Here is a 20,106-nt window from a genome sequence, read left to right as displayed (position 1 = left end):
CCTTTCCGGGATGATTAGAAATCGAACACTGTCTAAACGAGCCCGCAAAATAATCTTGTGAAATATAGGGTTATGGCTATTCGTGTAAAGAAACGCAAAAGGCCGCGAGGATCGCTCCCCGCGGCGTTGTTTTACGCAATTAACAGTTGATGATTGGCCAACAGCGTCGCCAGATCCGTCTGCACGCCGTTCAGCGTTACCAGCGTGGTGGGCGTGAACTGACCGCCCGTCCCGTCCAGGTCAACCTGGATCTCGGTGTTGCTGCCGTTTTGCACAACGCGGATGTAGTCGGCGATGTTGCCCGCGCTGCTGTCCAGCGTCGCCACGCCGTTCACGTAGCTCGCCGAGCCGGTGCCGGTATAGCCGCTGTCGGAAAGCAGGTCGCGCAGATCGATACGGTCCGTATCCGCCGTCCCTTCCCAGGTGCCGACGGTAAAGCCGTTCACCACATCGCTACCGTTGCCACCCGTCGCGTCAGACGCGTTGATCAGCTTATAGAGCAACGTATCGTGACCGCCGCTGCCGATGTTGAAGGTGTCGTTCCCGCCCCGGCCTTCGAACTGGTTATCACCGCTGTTGCCGGTGATCACGTCGTCATAGCCGGAGCCGTTAATCCCCTCAATATTCAACAACCGCGTGGTACCGAATCCGGTGTCCTGCGCCGTTGAGAGGCGCAAATCAACGGTTATCCCAGAGGTGGCATTACGATAATCCACCACGTCCATGCCGCCGGTATTGCTCCAGGTGTCGTAGTCGGAATGGGTATTCCAGCCGCCGGAGCCGTTATAGGTATAGGTCCCATCCTCTGCGATAAAGGTGTCGTTATACCCGGTACCGGTAATGGTTCCGCTGTGGCCGCCAGTGGCCGCTTCGGCGGTGAGAACATAACCCTCTTTGCCGTTGCCCGCGTCCAGGCCGGTCCAGGTGACGTTATCCGAGACGCCGTTGGTGATCTTCACGATCTCCGCCGAGTAGGTTTCGTTCGGATCCAGCCCGTAGAAACTCACCAGCGCAGAGGTATCGTTCGAGCCAATGCCGGACTGAGCGTTGATGATCTGCGAGGCCACCAGCACGCCCGCAGCGTTATACAGATTGACCGTATTGCCGTAGTACGCGTTGATGCCTTCGCTATCGACAATGTGCAGATGCATCGCGGTACCGTCAGCGATCTCCGCATTGTTCTGCACCAGCACCACCTTACCGTTCTGCTGAGACACCAGCAGATCCTGCGCACCGTCCCAGTTGTAGTCCACCGCGGCGACGCCGGTGACGTTGGCCAGCCCAGAAGCCAGCTGGCTTGAAGTCCAGGTTGAGCCGTAGCCGTTGTTGGTGAACAGGGTCGCCGTCTGTGAGCTGCCGTAGGTGCTGAGCTTGATGATGTCCATCTGCCCGTCACCGTTCCAGTCTACCGCCACCGACAGATAGCCCGCCGTGGCGTTAGAGGCTTCCACCGCGCTTTTGGTCGTGGAAAGCTGCCCGGTACCGTCGTTGTAGTAAATCACCCCGCCGTTGTTGTTGTAGCTGCTGCCGAGGTACAGATCCATGTAGCCATCGCCGTTAAAGTCCGCCCACGTCATGGAGGCCGCCGTGGTGGTATTCGAGGCGTTGGCCACAAACACGTTGGTCAGGTTCTGGCCAATGGAAAGCGTACCGTTCCCGTTGTTGTTAATCACGGTGAGCGAGTACGCCCCGCTGCGGTTGGTGTGCTGCACGATGTCCACGGTACCGTCGTTGTTCAGGTCGACGCCGGAGATTTCACGCCCGGAATCGAACTGGCCGTAGAATCCACCTTCCCCGCCGGTGCCGTCCGGCGACAGAACGCCGTTGGTATTCACCAGGTAGGTCAGGGAGTCCATACCGGCATCGCCGTACGCCAGATCAAGATAGCCATCGCCGGTTTTATCGTAGGCAATTACGCCGCCGTACCAGATGGTGGTTCCCATCGCCAGCTGGCTGGCAGTGTAGCTGCTGCCATCGTAGGTCCACATCACCTGCGTAGAGCCCGCGTAGGTGTTCTCCGTCGCAAAGATATCTTGCGTGCCGTTACGGTCAAAGTCAGCTGCCGTCTGGCTCACCACATAGTAGCTACGGGTGTTAGTTAACGTATTCCCGGCATAGGTTGAATCATCGCTGCTGGAATAAGACTGTCCATTAGCAATGATATTCCACAGCCCGCTGCTGTTCATGCCGAGAGTCATGGTTGAGTTGTTGCTGTTCCCCGCAGTGGTCGCCCAGTCGGTATTCACCGAGGTGGTATCGATCACCAGGCTACCGGTTGCCGTACCGGTGGTGTTACCGTTGCCCGCGCTACTCTTCACCTGCGCGGTTACGTCGTAACTCGCCACACTCAGGGCATCGCTGTCCGGGATCTGTAGATACCAGGTATTGTGATCCGGGTCGACGACCACCGCACCGCCGGTCTGGGAGGTGTAGGTTTTCCCGTTCACCGTCACCACCAGATATTCACCGTTCACCAGGTCTGCGGAGACCGTACCGCTGACAATCGGCGTGGTATCCGAGGTGGTCTGGGCAGTAATCGCCGCGGTGGTGGTCGGGATGCTGGTATCGACGTTCAGCACAAAGCCATCCGATTCCGTGTAGTTACCGGCTTTGTCGGTGACGCGCAGAATGTAGGTGTGATTCCCGTCGAGCAGGCCGTTGTCCTGATAGGACCAGCTTGCGCTGCCGTTCATCGTGACCTGACCCAGCAAGATCCCGTCCCGGTAAAGCTGCACGATTTCGCCATCTTCCGGAGCGCGGTTAAGCGTACCGTTGATCAGCGGCGAGGTATCGTCCGTCGCGACTGATGCGCCGTACGTGCCTGTACGTTCACCTTCCCCGTCGGTATAGCTGACCACCGTTCCCACCGTGTCAGGCGGCGTGGTATCAACCGTTACCACCTGCGAAGAGGTTGAGCCGACGTTGCCCGCCTGGTCGATGATCCGCACCTGGTAGGTGTAATCCCCGTCCGCCAGATCGCGGGTATCCGTATAGCTCCAGCGCTGGTTAGTGACGGTAGTGTCAATCCAGGTATTACCGCCGTCGAGGCTGATCTGTACGCGCTCGTCGCTGGCCAGCGCGCTGCCCAACGAGCCGTTGATCGTCAGCGAGGTGTCCATGGTGATGAAATCACTCCCGGACTGCCCGGTATCTTTGCTGATGCTGTCAATGGTGATGCCGTACTGCGGCGCCTGGGTATCCACCGTCACGTCCTGCGTGGTGGTGGCCCCAACGTTGCCCGCCTGATCGACAACCCGCACCTGATAGCGGTAGTCGCCGTCGGCCAGGGTGCGGGTGTCGTTATAACTCCACCGGGTGCCGCTTACCGTGGCGTAAACCCAGGTGGTGCCGCCATCCATGCTCACCTGCACATACTCACCCGCCCCGAGTTCGGCCCCGAGCGTCCCGTTGAGCGTGTACGAGGTCGAACTGGTCAGGAAGTCGTTATTGTCGAAGCCGGTATCGACGGTGATGTTATCCACGGTCACCGTAATCGCCGCATCCGGCGCGACCGTATCGACCGTCACCTGCTGATGAGCGCTGGCACCTACGTTGCCTGCCGCATCCACTACTCGAACGTAGTAGTCATAGGTCTGGTTACCCAGCGTGCGGCCGTCCACGTAGTACCAGCTGTTGCCAGTGACGATCACGTTCTGCCAGGTGACCCCGCCGTCGATGCTGATCTGGGCATATTCGCCGTCGGCCAGCGTTGCGCCGAGCGAGCCGTGCAGCGTCAGGGAGGTGTCATTGGTGATAAAGTCGCTGCTGCTCAGGCCGGTATCGTCGCTGATGCTGTCGATAGCGATCGTTTTGCTGGCGTCCGGCGCGACGGTATCAATGGTCACCACCTGGCTGGTAGTGGCGCTGATATTCCCCGCGTCGTCAATCACCCGCAGCTGATAGTTGTAGTCTCCGTCGGCCAGCGTGCGGCCGTCAACGTAGGTCCAGCTCAGGCCGCTGACGCTCACGTCAGTCCAGGTTGCGCCACCGTCGAGGCTGATCTGAGCGTGGTCACCGCTGCCCAGGGCCGCGCCGAGCGTCCCTTTCAGGCTGATCTGGTTGTCGCTGGTAATAAAGTCGCTGTCGGACAGGCCGGTATCCTGCGAGACGGAATCCACGGTAATGGTCGCCGCCGCAGGCTTCGTCAGATCGATTACCACGTCCTGGCTGTCCGTTGCCCCAACGTTGCCTGCATTGTCGATCACGCGCACCTGGTACTGGTACGTACCGTCGGTCAGGGTACGGCCATCGGTGTAGCGCCAGGTGGTGCCGGTGACGGTCAGGTCAATCCAGGTGGTACCGCCGTCAAGGCTGATCTGCGCCTTCTCGTTATTGCCGAGCTGCGCGGTCAGGGAACCATTCACCACTACCTGGCTGTCGTTGGTGATGAAGTCATTCGCGCTGAGGCCGGTATCGTTTTGCAGGGAATCAATGCTGATCCCCATCGACGGTGCGGTGAGATCCACGGTAACGGTATGGTTATCGCTGGCGCTGTTGCCGATGGCGTTGCTCACCTGCGCGTTAATCACGTACGAACCGCCGTCCGCCAGCGCGGTCACGTCTGCGCTGCCGACCGTATAGCTCCAGGTGCCGTCATTTTGAACGGTAGCCGTGTAGGTTTTACCGTTAAGCGTAATGGTCACCGTCTGGCCCGTTGGCGCATCGGTGGTGCCGCTGATAACCAGCGGCGTGCCGTGCTCGGCGGCGTTGACGATATCATCCTGCGCAAAGGTGTTAATGGCGATGGTCGGCACGTCGCCGTTCAGCGTCACGTCGTGCGTTGCGCTGCCCGGGTTACCTGCCTTATCGCTCACCGTAGCCGTAATGGTGTAATCCCCGTCGCTCAGTCCGAGGAAGTCGCGCCCCGGCACGAAGACGGACCAGGAGCCATTCGCCGCCACGGTCGCCTGATAGCTGTGGCCGTTGAAGGAGACGGTCACCGTCTGGCCCTGCTCCGCGGTGGTGGTCCCGCTGATGGTCTGTCCCGCCAGCTGCTCGGCGTTGTTGACGATATCGTCATCGGCCACGGTGCTGATGGTCACGGCTGGCGCGACGGTATCGACCGTTAAGGTATGCGTCGTCTGGCCGTTATTACCCGCCTTGTCGTTCACCGACGCGGTGACCGTAAGCGCGCCTTCGCTCAGGTTGGCAAGATCGGCGGCCGGGACGTCGAGCGTCCAGGTGCCGTCGTTTGCCACAAGCGCAGTGTAGGTTTTCCCGCCCAGCGTGACGGTCACCGTATGGCCTGCTTCCGCGCTGGAAGAGCCGTGTACGGTGAGCGGCTGTTGGGCTTCCGCCGCATTCAGCACATCGTCGCCCGACAACGTGTTCACGCTAATCACCGGCGCGGTGGTGTCCACGCTGATGGTGTGCGTCGCCGAGGCGCTGTTCCCGGCGCTGTCCTGCGCCGAAACAGAAACCTGGTAGCTCGCGCCGTCGGCCAGGGTGCCCACGTCGGCGGCCGGTACGGTGGTTGTCCAGGAGCCATCGCTCTGGATAGTGGCCGTATAGCTCTTACCATTCAGGGTGATAGTGACCTGCGTGCCGTTAGCAAACTGCGCGCTGGAGCCGTTGATGACCAGCGACGCCCCCGCTTCTGCCGCATTGATCACGTCATCGCCGCTGAGGGTGTTGACGGTCAGCGCGACCGATGCGGTATTTACCACCACGTCATGGGTCTGGGTGCTGCTGTTGCCCGCGCTGTCGGTGATTGTCGCGCTGAGGGTCACGGTGCCGTCGGTCAGGGCAGAAATGTCGCTGGCAGGAACGCCCACGCTCCATTTGCCACTGGCGTCAACGGTGGTGGTGTACTGGTTCGAACCTATCGTGATGACCAGCTTATCGCCGACGCTGGCGCCGGTTGCGGTGCCGCTGACGACCTGCGCCTGCCCGTGCTCAACGCTGTTGATGACGTCATCGCCCGCCACGACGTTAAAGCTGACGGTCGGCGGCGTGGTATCGAGCGTAATCGCTTTGCCCGCGCTGCCCGGGTTACCCGCGGCGTCACTCACGCTCACCTGCACGGTGTAGCCGTTATCCGCCAGAGTGGACAGATCGGCGGCCGGCACGTTAATGCTCCAGACGCCGCCCTGCTGAACCTGTGCGGTATAGCTGTTTCCACCGAGGTTAACGGTTACCGTCTGACCGACTTCAGCCGTGGTGGTGCCGGAAATGGCCACGCCCGCAGCCGCTTCGCTGCCGTTGATCACGTTGTCGCCGGCTACCGTGTCAATGGTCACGGTTGGCGCCGTGGCATCCACGCTGTACTCCCGGCCCGCAGACGCGCTGTTGCCGTTCACATTGGTCACGCTCACCTGCACGCTGGCGTCGCCGTCTTTCAGACCCGCAAGATCCGAGGAAGGCACGGTGGCCGTCCAGTTGCCGTCGGCATCGACTTTGGCGGTGTACGTCTTGCCGCCGAAGGTGACGGTAACGGTCTGGTTTTCCTCCACGTTCGAGGTGCTGCCGGACAGCACCAGATCCGCGCCTTTTTCTGCCGCGTTAATCACGTCGTCGGTGGCGATGGCATCAATGCTGATCGCCACGGCTGCCAGATCGACGGTGACGTCGTGGCTGATAGAGACCGGATTGCCCGCCGCGCTCTGGCCTGCAACGGTCACGGTAACCGTGCCCGCAGCCAGGGCCCCGACGTCTGCTGCCGGGATCGCCGCGCTCCAGGTACCGTCTGCCAGCACGGAGGCCGCATAGGTTTTGCCATTGACGGTTACGGTGAGCGTAGTGCCTGCCGCCAGTCCGTCGCTGGAGCCGGTGACAATCAGGTTCTGTCCATGCTCGATGCTGTTAATCACATCATCGCCCGCGACGGTATCCACGCGCAGGCCCGGCAGGCTGGCGTCGATAGTGATATCGCGCTCGCCCGTTCCCGTATTGCCATGGTCATTAGTGACGGTTGCTGACACCGTTAAATCGCCATTGCCCAGCGCGGTCAGGACGGATTCCGGCACGTTAACGGACCAGGTCAGATCGCTCTGCACCGTCGCGGTATAGGTGTTGCCGCCGATGTTCACCGTCACGGTGTTACCGATGTCCGCGTTCGCCACCTTACCGGTAATGGTCTGGCCTGCGGCCACTTCCGCCGCGTTGATGACGTTGTCCCCCGCCACGGTGTTGATGGTGACGGTTGGCAGCGCGGTATCGACAAGCAGGTTCGCCGTAGTGCTGATGCTGTTGCCCACGCCGTTGGTGGCCGTCGCGCTCAGGGTGTAGCTGGCTTCACCGAGGCCTGACAGATCCGCAGCCGGAACCGTCAGGCTCCAGGTGCCGTCTGCCGCAGTCGTCGCCGTGTAGTTTTTACCGTTCAGGGTCACGGTGACCACGGTGCCTTCCGCCAGGTTGGCGCTGGTGCCGCTGACGCTCAGATCCTGCCCTTTTTCTACCGCGTTCAGGACGTTGTCATCGCTGATGGCGTTGAAGCTGACCGACGGCAGACCGGTATCGACGGTCACATTATGCGTGCCGCTGCCGGTATTGCCCGCCGCGTCGGTGACTGACGCAGTGACGGTCACGCTGCCGTCGCTGAGGCCTGAAATCACATTCGCCGGAACGCCCACGCTCCAGTTACCCGCCGCATCCAGCACGGTGGTGTACGACTGGCCGCCGATGGTGACGGTGACGGTGTCGCCCGCCGCCGCGCCGGTCGCGGAGCCGCTGACGATCTGCGCCTGATTGTGTTCAGCCACGTTAATCACATCGTCACCTGCAACGGTGTGGATGGTCACCGCAGGTACGGTGACGTCCACCGTCAGGGTGTGGTCAACCGACGCCGGGTTACCCGCCTTGTCGCTGACTGAGGCGGTGACCGTCACGCTGCCGTCGGTTAATCCTGCCAGATCCGCCGCCGGAACGTTCAGCGTCCAGCTGCCGTTCGCGCTGACGGTTGTGGTGTAATCTTTGCCGTTCAGCGATACGGTCAGCGTCTGGCCTGCTTCGGCGGTACTGGTGCCGGAGATTGCCAGGTCTGACTGCGCTTCCGTGGCGTTCAGGATATCGTCGGTGGCAATCGTGTTGATGGTCACGGACGGCGCGGTAGCATCCACGCTGTACTCACGGCCCGCCGAGGCGCTGTTGCCGTTCACGTTGGTGACACTCACCTGCACGCTGGCGTCGCCATCCTTCAGGCCAGCCAGATCCGCTGACGGCACGGTGTAAGTCCAGTTGCCGCTGTCGTCCACGGTGGTGGTGTAGATCCTGCCGTTCAGACTGATGGTCACGGTCTGCCCGGCTTCCACGTTGGTGGTCACACCGGACAGCACCAGATCCGCGCCCTTCTCCGCCGCGTTAATCACGTCGTCGGTGGCAAGCGCATTGATGCTGATGGCAACGGTAGCCAGATCCACGGTCACGTCGTGGCTGATGGTGATCGGATTACCCGCCGCGCTGTCACCGGTAACGCTGATTTTCACGGTGCCTTCCGGCCACGCGCTCACGTCGGCGGACGGGATCGCCGCGCTCCACGTGCCGTCTGCCAGTACCGTTGCCGCGTAATCTTTACCGTTGACGGTAACCGTCAGCGCCGTGCCCGGCGCCAGCCCGTCGCTGGAGCCTGAAACAATCAGGTTCTGCGCGTGCTCGATGGTGTTGACCACGTCGTCACCCGCCACGGTATTCACGCGCAGGCCCGGCAGGTTAGCGTCGATAGCGATCTCGCGTTCGCCGGTGCCGGTGTTGCCGTGGCCGTTGGTGACGGTCGCCGTCACGCTCAGGCTGCCGTTGCCGAGTGCGGTCAGCACGTCAGACGGCACGTTGACGGACCAGGACAGATTATTCTGCACCGTTGCGGTGTAGCTGTGGCCGCCGATAGTCACGGTCACGGTGTTGCCCGCTTCGGCATTCGCCACGGTGCCGCTCAGTGTCTGGCCTGCCGCCACTTCCGCCGCGTTGATGACGTTGTCCCCCGCCACGGTGTTGATGGTAACGGTTGGCAGCGCGGTGTCGACAAGCAGGTTCGCAGAACTGCTCACGCTGTTGCCAACGCCGTTGGTGGCCGTCGCGTTCAGGGTGTAACTGGCCTGACCGAGACCGGCCAGATCCGCAGCCGGAACCGTCAGGCTCCAGGTGCCGTCTGCCGCAGTTGTCGCCGTGTAGTTTTTACCGTTCAGGGTCACGGTGACCACGGTGCCTTCCGCCAGGTTGGCGCTGGTGCCGCTGACGCTCAGATCCTGGCCTTTTTCAACGGCGTTCAGGACGTTGTCATCGCTGATGGCGTTGAAGCTGACCGACGGCAGACCGGTATCGACGGTCACATTATGCGTGCCGCTGCCGGTATTGCCCGCCGCGTCGGTGACTGACGCAGTGACGGTCACGCTGCCGTCGCTGAGGCCGGAAATGACACTGGCCGGGACGCCCACGCTCCAGTTACCCGCCGCATCCAGCACGGTGGTATAAGTCTGGCCGCCGATGGTGACGGTAACGGTATCGCCCGCCGCCGCGCCGGTGGCGGAGCCGCTGATAATCTGCGCCTGATTGTGTTCAGCCACGTTAATCACGTCGTCGCCTGCCACGGTGTGGATGGTCACTGCCGGAACGGTGACGTCCACCGTCAGGGTGTGGTCCACCGACGCCGGGTTACCCGCCTTGTCGCTGACGGCCGCGGTCACGGTGACGCTGCCGTCGGTTAATCCTGCAAGGTCAGCTGCCGGCACGTTCAGCGTCCAGCTGCCGTTCGCGCTGACGGTTGTGGTGTAATCTTTGCCGTTCAGCGATACGGTCACCGTCTGGCCTGCTTCGGCGGTACTGGTGCCGGAGATTGCCAGGTCGGACTGCGCTTCTGAGGCGTTCAGGATATCGTCGGTGGCAATCGTGTTGATGGTCACGGACGGCGCGGTAGCATCCACGCTGTACTCGCGTCCCGCAGACGCGCTGTTGCCGTTCACGTTGGTGACGCTGACCTGCACGCTGGCGTCGCCGTCTTTCAGACCGGTCATATCCGCAGACGGCACCGTGGCGGTCCATTTACCCTCAGCGTCCACCGTGGCGGTGTAGTTCTTGCCGCCGAAGGTGATGGTGATGATCTGGTTTTCTTCGACGTTCGAGGTGGTGCCGGAGAGCACCAGATCCGCACCCCTCTCGGCGGCGTTGATCACGTCATCGGAAGCGATGGCGTCAATGCTGATGGCGACGTTTGCCAGATCCACCGTCACATCATGGTTGATAGTCACCGGATTGCCCGCGCTGCTCTGGCCTTCAACGTTCACGGTGACCGTGCCTGCGGCAAGGGCACTCACGTCCGCAGAAGGGATCGCCGCGCTCCAGGTGCCGTCTGCCAGCACGGTAGCCGGATAGGTTTTACCGTTTACGGTGACGGTCAGCGCCGTACCCGCCGTCAGGCCGTCGCTTGAACCCGTGATAATCAGATTCTGCCCGTGTTCGATGCTGTTAATCACGTCATCGCCCGCTACGGTGTCCACGCGCAGGCCCGGCAGATTCGCGTCGATAGTGATATCGCGCTCGCCGCTGCCGCTGTTGCCCGCGCCGTTCGTGACGCTGGCGGTCACGGTCAGATCGCCATTGCCCAGCGCGGTGAGCACAGAATCCGGTACGCTGACGGACCAGGTGAGATTGTCCTGTACCGTTGCGGTGTAGCTGTGGCCGCCAACAGACACAGTCACGGTGTTGCCCGCTTCGGCATTCACCACTGTGCCGCTAATGGTCTGGCCGGTTGCCAGCTCCGCTGCGTTGATCACGTCGTCGCCCGCCACGGTGTTGATGATGACGCCAGGCAGCACGGATTCCACGTTCACGGGGTGCGAGGTGCTGGAGCTGTTGCCGACGCTGTCCGTCGCGGAGGCCGACACGGTGTAAAGCGCTTCACCCAGTTGCCCCACCTCGCTCGCCGGAACGGTTGTGGTCCATTGGCCATTGGTGTCCACCGTGGCGCTGTACGCTTTGCCGTTGAGCATCACGGTGACCACCGCGCCCGCTGCCAGCCCGGAAGCCGTACCTGTGATGGTCAGATCCTGCGTTTTCTCGCTGCTGTTGATCACATCGTCACCGGACACGGTGTCAATGGTCAGCACCGGCGCGGTGAGGTTGACTTCAACCTCGTGCGTTGTGCTGTTGCTGTTTCCGGCTTTATCGGTCAGCGCCGCGGTGATGGTGTAATCCCCGGCGGCCAGGGCACTCACGTCCGCCGCAGGCACGCCCACGCTCCACCTGCCGGAAGTGTCCAGGGTCGCGGTGTAATCTTTGTTATTGATGGTGACGGTCACCACGTCGCCCGCCGCCGCGCCGGTCACGGAACCGGTGACAATCAGCGCCTGCGCATGCTCGGCGCTGTTGATCACGTCGTCGTCGGAAACGGTGTTAATGGTCAGCTGTGGCACCGTGGTATCCACCAGCACATCGCGGTCCGCCGAGGCCGGGTTACCCGCCTTATCCGCGACGGCTGCCGTGATGGTGTAATCGCCGTCGGTAATCGCGCCGATATCCGCAGACGGTACGGTGACGCTCCAGCTGCCGTTCGCCTGTACGGTGGTGGTGTAGTCCACGCCGTTCAGCGTCACGGTCACGGTCTGGCCCGCTTCGGCGTTGGAGACACCGTTAACGACCAGATCCTGCTGCGCTTCGGCCGCGTTGATGATGTTGTTGTCGCTGACGATCTCGATGGACACCGTCGGCGCGGTGGCGTCCACGCTGTATTCGCGGCCCGCCGAGGCGCTGTTGCCGTTCACGTTGGTGACGCTGACCTGCACGCTGGCGTCGCCGTCTTTCAGTCCGCCCAAATCGGCAGACGGTACGGTCGCCGTCCAGTTGCCGCTGGCATCCACCGTCGCGGTGTACAACTTGCCGCCGAAGGTGATGGTAACGGTCTGGTTTTCTTCCACGTTGGTGGTCGAGCCAGACAGCACCAGGTCCGCGCCTTTCTCAGCCGCGTTGATTACGTCGTCCGAGGCAATCGGATTAATGCTGATGGCGACTGCCGCCAGATCCACTTTCACGTCGTGGCTGATGGAAACCGGGTTACCCGCCGCGCTCTGGCCGTCAACGGTCACAGTGATTGTGCCTGCGCTCAGCGCACCGACGTCCGCCGCCGGTATAGCCGCCGTCCAGGTGCCGTCCGCCAGCACGGTTGCCGCGTAGGTTTTGCCGTTGACGGTGACCGTCAGCGCCGATCCGCTCGCCAGCCCGTCGCTGGAGCCGGTGATAATCAGGTTTTGACCATGTTCGATGCTGTTGATCACATCGTCGCCTGCTACGGTATCCACGCGCAGGCCCGGCAGGCTGGCATCAATCGTGATGTCGCGTTCGCCGGTGCCGGTGTTGACGTGGCCGTTGGTCACGCTCGCTGTTACGGTGAGATCGCCGTTACCGATAGCGGTTAAGACGTCAGACGCCACGTTAACCGACCAGCTCAGGTCGTCCTGAACCGTCGCGGTATAGGTGTTGCCCCCGATACCGATCGTGACAGTGTCACCGCTCGCCGCGCCGCTCACTTTCCCGCTCAGGGTTTGACCGGAAGCCACTTCCGCCGCGTTAATCACGTCGTCGGTGGCAACCGCATTAATGGTGACCTGCGGCAGCGCGCTGTCGACCAGCACGCTATGGCTGGTATTCGCGCTATTACCCGCGGTATCGGTCACGCTGGCCGTCACGCTGTAGCTCGCTTCGCCCAGTACCGAGACGTTTGCCGCCGGAACGGTGACGCTCCAGTTACCGCTGGCATCGGTGGTGGCGGCGTAACTGATACCGTTCAGGGTTACGGTGATGCGGGTCCCGTCCGGCTGGTTGCTGGTGCCGGAGATCAACAGGTCCTGGCCTTTTTCGGTCGCGTTGATCACGTCGTCAACCGCCAGGGTATTGATGGCAATCACCGGCGCGGTCAGGGAGACGTCAAACGCGTGCGTCGCGCTGGTGCTGTTGCCCGCTTTATCGGTGAGTGTCGCGGAGATCGTCTGATCGCCGTTAGCCAGCGCGCCCACGTCCGTCGCCGGAACGCCCACGCTCCAGTTACCGGCAGCGTCCAGCATTGCGGTGTAGTCTTTGCCGTTCAGGGTCAGGGTAATCACATCGCCCGCCTGCGCGCCCGTCACCTTGCCGGAGACAATCAGCGCCTGGCCGTGCTCGGCAATATTAACAATGTCGTCGCCCGCCACAATGTTGAAGGTAATCTGCGGCACGGTAGTGTCGACCAGCACGGACGCCCCCGCACTGGCCGGGTTGCCCGCTTTATCGGACACGGTCACCGTGACCGCCGCGCTGCCGTCGGCGATCCCCGCCAGATCCGCCGCCGGTACGTCCAGCGTCCAGCTGCCGTTCGCCTGCACCTGGGCGGTGTACTGATTGCCGTTGAAGGTCACGGTGACCGTCTGGCCTGCTTCGGCAGTAGACGTCCCGCTCAGGGTCAGATCCTGCGCCGCCTCTGCCGCATTCAGCATGTTGTCGCCGCTGATGGTGTTGATGGTGACCGCTGGCGCGGCGGTATCGACGCTGAATGCCTGCGAGGAAGAGGCCGCGTTGCCGTTCACGTTGGTGACGCTGACCTGTACGCGGGCGTCGCCGTCCTTCAGGCCGCTTAGATCGGCAGCCGGTACGGTGCAGGTCCAGTCGCCGTTGGCATCGACCGTCGTGGTCCAGGTTTTACCCGCTAAGATAATGGTAACGGTCTGGCCCGCTTCAACGTTCGAGGAGGAGCCGGACAGCACCAGATCCTGGCCTTTTTCTGCCGCGTTAAGCACGTTGTCGTCCGTCACGCTGTTGATGCTTATCGCCACCGGGGCGAGATCGACATCCACAACGGTACCGATATTCACCGGGTTGCCGGAGGTATCCTGCGCGCTGGCGCTGATGGTGAGCGACCCGTCTGCCCACCGGGAGACGTCGGCGGCCGGAACCGCAGCCTGCCAGGTGCCATCCGCCAGTACCGAGGCGGAATAACTCTTGCCGTTGATGGTCACGGTGACGGTGCTACCCGCCGCCAGGTCGGTGCTGGTGCCGGAGATAACCAGGTTCTGCGCGTGTTCAATAACGTTAATGACGTCGTCACCGGCGACGGTATCAATGCGCAGGCCGGGCAGCTGGGCGTCAATGGTGACATCCAGGGAAGACGATCCGGTATTGCCGTGCGCGTTCGTTACGCTGGCCGATACGGTCAGGTCGCCGTTGCCGAGCGCGGTTAACTGACTCTGGGTTAACGGCAGGCTCCAGGTGAGATCGTCCTGTACGGTGGCCGTGTATGTCTGCCCGCCGAGGATAATCGTGACGGTATCGCCCGATGCCGCGTTAGAAACCTTTCCGGTCAGGGTTTGCCCTGCGGCCACTTCCGCCGCGTTGACGATATTGTCGCCCGCGAGGGTGTTGATGGTGACCACCGGCAGCGAGCTGTCCACCAGCACATCGTGCGTGGCAGCGGCGCTGTTGCCCACATTATCGGTGACGCTCGCCGTCACGGTGTAATTGGCTTCACCCAGCGCGCTCACCGCAGAGGCGGGGACGGTAACGCTCCAGTTGCCGCTGGCGTCGGTGGTGGCGGTGTAGTTGATACCGTTCAGATTAACGGTGATGGTGGTTCCTTCCGGCTGGTTGCTGGTACCGGAAAGCAGCAGATCTGCGCCCTTCTCTGCCGCATTGATCACGTCATCCGCGGCCAGCGTGTTAATACCGATAACGGGCGTCACAGTATTGACCACCACATCCACTGAACTGCTGCCGGTGTTGCCGGATTGGTCGGTCACGGAGACGTTAATGGTCCAGGTGCCGTCCGTCAGCCCCTGAACGACGGACGCAGGCAGGCCGAGGCTCCAGTTGCCTGCCGCATCCACCACGGTGGTGTAGTCCACGTTATTGATGGTGATGGTGACCAAATCGCCCGCCGCCGCGCCGGTGACGGAGCCGCTCAGGATCTGCGCCTGAGCATGGGCCAGCTGGTTAACGGTGTTGGTGTCGGTGACGAAATCGTTGATGGTCACCTGCGGCACGGTGGCATCCACCAGCCCAACGCGGTCCGCGCTGCTGCTGTTGCCCGCCACGTCACTGACGGTGGCCGTCACGGTGACATTGCCATCGGTCAGCGCGCCTACGTCGGCGGCAGGCACGTTCAGCTGCCAGCGACCGTCCGCCTGTACCGTGGTCTGGTAAGATTTACCATTCAGCGTCACGGTGACCGTCTGGCCCGCTTCAGCGGTTGTGCTGCCGCTGAGCACCAGATCCTGCTGCGCTTCTGCCGCATTAATGATGTTGTCATCGGTCAGGTTATCAAGCGTAATGGCTGGCGGCTGCGTATCGACGATCACCACGCGTGAGGCGTCCGCGCTGTTGCCGTTGACGTTAGTCACGCTGACGCTCACCTGCGCACGCCCGTCGATCAGCGTTTCCATCGCGCTCGCCGGAACGGTCAGGTGCCAGGAGCCGTCCTGCTGCACCTGTGCAGTAAAGGTTTGATCCGCGAATTTCACCACCACGGTCTGCCCGGCCTCCACGCCCTGCGTCTGACCAGAAAGCGTGACATCCGCGCCTTTTTCCGCCGCGTTGAGCATATCGTCAGTGGTTACGGTATCGATGGTGACGGCCACCGCATTCAGGTCAAGCTCGATCGGGTGTTCAGCCGCCACGGTGTTGCCCCAGGCATCTTCCGCGCTGACGCTGACGGTCATGCCTCCCGCCGTCCATGCCTGAAGGTCCGCCGCCGGCACGCCAATCTGCCAGTTGCCGCTGGCGTTAACCGTGGTGACGTATTCGACATTATTGATGGTAACGGTGATCTGTGTGCCTTCGGCCAGATGAGTGCTGGAGCCGGTTACGGCCAGATCGTGCTGCTGCTCGATGGCGTTAATCACGTCATCGCCAGAGATCGTGTTCACGCGCAGGCCCGGCAGTTCGGCGTTGATGTTGATATCACGTTCGCCGGTGCCGGTATTGCCGTGCGCATTGGTGACAGAGGCGCTGAAGGTTAAATCGCCGTCGCCAAACGCCTGGAGGTCGGCCGATGGGATTGTCACGCTCCATTTCAGGTCGCTGCCAACCGTTGCGGTGTAGCTCTTGCCGCCCACGGTGACAGAGACGGTATCGCCCGCCGCCGCGCCGGTGACGCGTCCACTGAGGGTTTGGTCAACCGCCGCTTCGGCGTTATTGACCAGGTTATCCCCGGCAAAGGTGTTGACGATCACCTGCGGCAGCACGGTGTCTACCAGCAGATTCGCCTCGGCGGAGCCGCTGTTACCCACGCTGTCGGTGCCGCTGACGCTGACGGTGTAAAGGGTATTCGCCAGATCCAGCACGTCGGAAACCGGCACCTGAACGGACCAGCGACCGTTCTCAACGGTGGCCTGATAGTTAACGTTGTTCAGCGTCACGGTGACAGCGCTGCCGTTCGGCAGATTACTGGTCCCGCTCAGGCTCAGGGGCTGCATGGCCTCCTGCGCGTTCAGGACGTTATCCTGGCTGATGGCGTCAATCGTGAATTCCGGCGGGTTGCCGCTCAGCGTCACGCCGTGCGTCGCGCTGCCGGTGTTGCCCGCGGCATCAGTGACGGAGACAGAAATCGTGTGGCTGCCCTCACCGAGCGCACCGATGACGGAGGCAGGCACGCCGACGCTCCAGCTGCCGTCGGCAAGCACCACACCGGTGAAGGTCTGTCCGCCAACGGTCACGGTGACTACGTCGCCCTCCGCCGCGCCGTTCGCCTGGCCGGAAATAATCTGCGCCTGCCCCTGCTCGCTGGTGTTCAGAATGTCGTCGCCCGCGACGGTGTTGATAGTGACCACTGGCGCTGCGGTATCGACCGTGAAATCGGCGGTGGTGGATGACCCGTTACCCGCTTTGTCGCTGACGTTTACCGTCAGGGTGTGCTCGCCGTTAGCCAGCGCCTGTACTTCACTGGCCGGAAGCGTAACGGACCAGCTGCCGTCGCTGCCCACGGTCGCCGTGTGATTTTTGCCGTTCAGCGTGACCGTCACAATCTGGCCCGCTTCCGCATCGGTTTTCCCGGTCAGCGTCAGCGGCTGATTATGTTCAGCCGCGTTGATGATGTTGTCCTGGGCGATCGTGTCGACAGAGATCACTGGCGAGGCGGTATCCACGCCAATCGTCTGGCTGCCGGACACGGTGTTGCCCGCCGCGTCTTTTCCGCTGACGTTGACCGTCCAGGTACCATCGCCCAGCGCCTGTGCGTCGGCAGCAGGGACCTTCACGCTCCATGCGCCGTTTGCCCCCACTTCTGCGGTATAGGTTTTACCGTTGAGCGTGACGGTAAGCGCCGTTCCCTGGGCCAGGTTTTTGCTGGTGCCGGACAGTGTAAAGCCAGCGGCCTGCTCGCTGGCGTTGATCACGTTATCGCCCGCCGTGGTGGCGAGCGTCACGCTGGTATCCGCTGTAGAAACGGTTACGGTAATACTGCCCGCAGAGGTCGTTTTACTGCCGTCGATCTGTACGACGGACCAGGTATGTTCCCCGTCCGCCTGGGTCGGGAGTGTTACCGTCCAGGTGCCGTCCTTCGCAACCATGGTGCTGGCGATGGTGCTGCCGTTGCCGTCTTTAACCTGAATGGTCGCGCCCGGCTGCCCGGTACCGCTGAAGGTGGGGGTGTTGTCATCCGTGACCGCTTTTGCACTCAGCACGCCCTGCTTGTCACCCGCGTTGTCCGTCAGCAAAAATGTCGGCGTGGCGCTTTCGACTTCTTTTGTATTATCAATAAGCCTGGTTTTGGTTTCGCCATCGCCGCCGTGTGCCAGCAGTGCGCCGATCGCACCGCCCCCTAACGCCGCACCGGCAATCCAACCCCACGGCGCATCGCTTAAGACGCTTCCCTGCTCCAGGAAAGGTTCAATGCTGCTAATGGGTGCAGCCTGGGCGGTTAATTCGATGGCGGCAACGCCTGATGCTTCCCCGGCATCGGCAAATGAAATATGCGTCAACGCCTGGTTATCGTTAAATACCAGCTCGGAATGATTATGGGTTTCCGTGTCTTCGACAAAATAATTATTGCAGCGGATCACGCTGCCATCTTTCATATAAATGAGGAGGTCATTCCCCTGGCGGACATAACGCACCACGTCCTGAGCAGAACCCTGAATTTCAATCACGCTCGGTGAGGAAATAGAGACCGAGAGATTCCCCTCTCCGGTTAATTTCGTCTTCTCTGCCGTTTTGCGAATGATGACATCAACAACTTTTGCGGTACTCATATTCTTCTCCTTGCAGGTGCGCGTATTCCTGTGGATATGTCCACCAGAGGGATGTAGCTATCCTTGGGAAAAATCACCCATTATTGTCTGACTTATTTCGCGCAGAAAGGCGCGCCTTTTTTTAACTTAAATCAGGTAATTTCGCGGCAGCGTTTTTCTCTATTCCGATAAGCGGCAAGAGATTATCCACCGCGGAGGCGTAATTAATCGCCGCACTCCAGCCATCGTATTCAGCCATTATTTTCGCTGAGGTGGCAGACCAGACATCCTGCTCCACGCTGAGCAGATCGTTAATGCTGCGCTTGCTCAGGGTATATTCATTTTTGTAGACATCGCGGGCGCGCAACGCATTTTCCAGCTGACGCTTCCCGGCTTCCATTCGTCCACGCGCCCCGGTCCAGTCGGCCTGTGCGACGGAGGCTTTTTGCAGGACATCAAAACGGGCCTGATCGACCTGGGACGATGCCATTGCCCTTGCGCCCTCGGCCTGACGGACGCGCGCCGAGACCGCGCCGCCCTGATAAAGCGGTGCGTCAATATTGAGCTGGATCTGATCATCCCAGTACGCGCGATTATCAGACTCATAGCGGGTGCGGCCCCCTTTCAGGCTTAAGGTCGGCCAGTGCTGAGACCTGGCGGTTTCTACGCCGTACTGGGCTGAACGCTCCATGTTCTGCGCGGCCATCACCGTTGGGATCAGTGAATAATCAATCCGATTGAGAGAATCCGGCTCCACGGCCAGACCTCCCGGAACCGGTGAATAGCGTTCAGCCTGTATGCCAGTTAATACCGCCAGCCGCGCGCGGGCGCTGTTCAGAGACGCATTATACTGCTCTACCGTCGCCTGCATCCCGGCGATACGGGTGCGGGTCTGAAGCTCATCAGAGGTGGAGCTTACGCCAGCATCGGCGCGGAGTTTTGCCAGTTGCTCAACGTTTTTAAGCGCCTGCACGTTCTCTTTTGCCGCCTGCAACAGATCGCTGTAGCGTTTTACTTCCACATAGCTGAGGGCCGTTTTTTCCGCGACGGCAGACATCGTGCTCATCAGCTGGTAGCGATAGCTGTCACGCTGAGCTGAAGACTGGCTGATGCTGTTATTGGTCTTGCCAAAATCGTACACCAGCTGCGTCAGGCTCAGGCCCCAGGCTGCGGAATTTCGCAACGAGCCGCTTGAATCGGTGGTCTGGCTGTGTCCCGTACTCCCGTTCAGGGCTATTTGTGGCATCCAGCCACTGCGCGCTTCGTCTATTTGTGCCTGGCCGATCCCCAGTTGCGCAGCCTGCTGGCTCACCGAGGGGTCGCGATCGAGAGCGAAAAGAATACTTTCTTTCATCGTCATTGCCGCAACGGGAGATATCCCCGCCTGGCCGTTATTTGCATTAGCCGCAGTCACCACCAGCGAAATTAAGGTCAGGGAGACAGATAATCTGAGCAACCTGTTATTGCATTTCATCTTCATAATATCCCCCGACTCCAGGTGATAGCCAAATAAATACCCAGGAAGAGGTACAAATAATCCTTCAGAAATCCCTTACTCCTTCTCGATTAATTTGGGTAATAGTTCCCCATACCCATTTCAATTGAGATGAGAGCCGTTCATTCTCTTTTTTTCTTTTAAGAATTTACTTAAATATTTATTGATTCGCAGCATAACAAAATGTGATATGAGCAACCACACCCGTAATGTTAATGCGGTGTTACAAATAAGAAAAAAGATGGGGTTTCTGGACAAAGCGTTATAAAAGGCCTTTCAGATGAAACAAATAAACCCCCTGTAATATAAAGAAAATTCTAAAATGTCCTGGTGTACATTTTTGCGTTAATTTCACCCCGAATCAGACACAAAGATTTTCAAAGAAATGTCAACTTAAGTAATACACCGAATAAAATTGAATTATTTTACTTTAAAAATAAAAACTCATAGATATATGCACTAATTTATAATTACAAATTAGTTAAACATTCTGGT

General features: G+C 60.7%; 2 protein-coding genes. Both read right to left on the bottom strand.

Annotation, left to right across the window (positions count from 1 at the left end):
• Positions 1-131: 131 nt before the first annotated feature.
• Complete coding sequence (locus ACQG0T_RS11160) at positions 132-18,137, bottom strand: Ig-like domain-containing protein (RefSeq protein ID WP_426723792.1); 18,006 nt, start codon at positions 18,135-18,137, stop codon at positions 132-134.
• Positions 18,138-18,258: 121 nt separating this feature from the next.
• Positions 18,259-19,596, bottom strand: coding sequence for a TolC family outer membrane protein (locus tag ACQG0T_RS11155; RefSeq protein ID WP_023303703.1), 1,338 nt, complete (start codon positions 19,594-19,596; stop codon positions 18,259-18,261).
• Positions 19,597-20,106 lie beyond the last annotated feature (510 nt).

Source organism: Enterobacter cloacae complex sp. 302F9 (assembly GCF_050030335.1).
Classification (GTDB): Bacteria; Pseudomonadota; Gammaproteobacteria; order Enterobacterales; family Enterobacteriaceae; genus Enterobacter; species Enterobacter hormaechei_C.
Note: the sequence above shows the minus strand (reverse complement) of the source record. Positions and strands in the feature narration are given on the sequence as shown.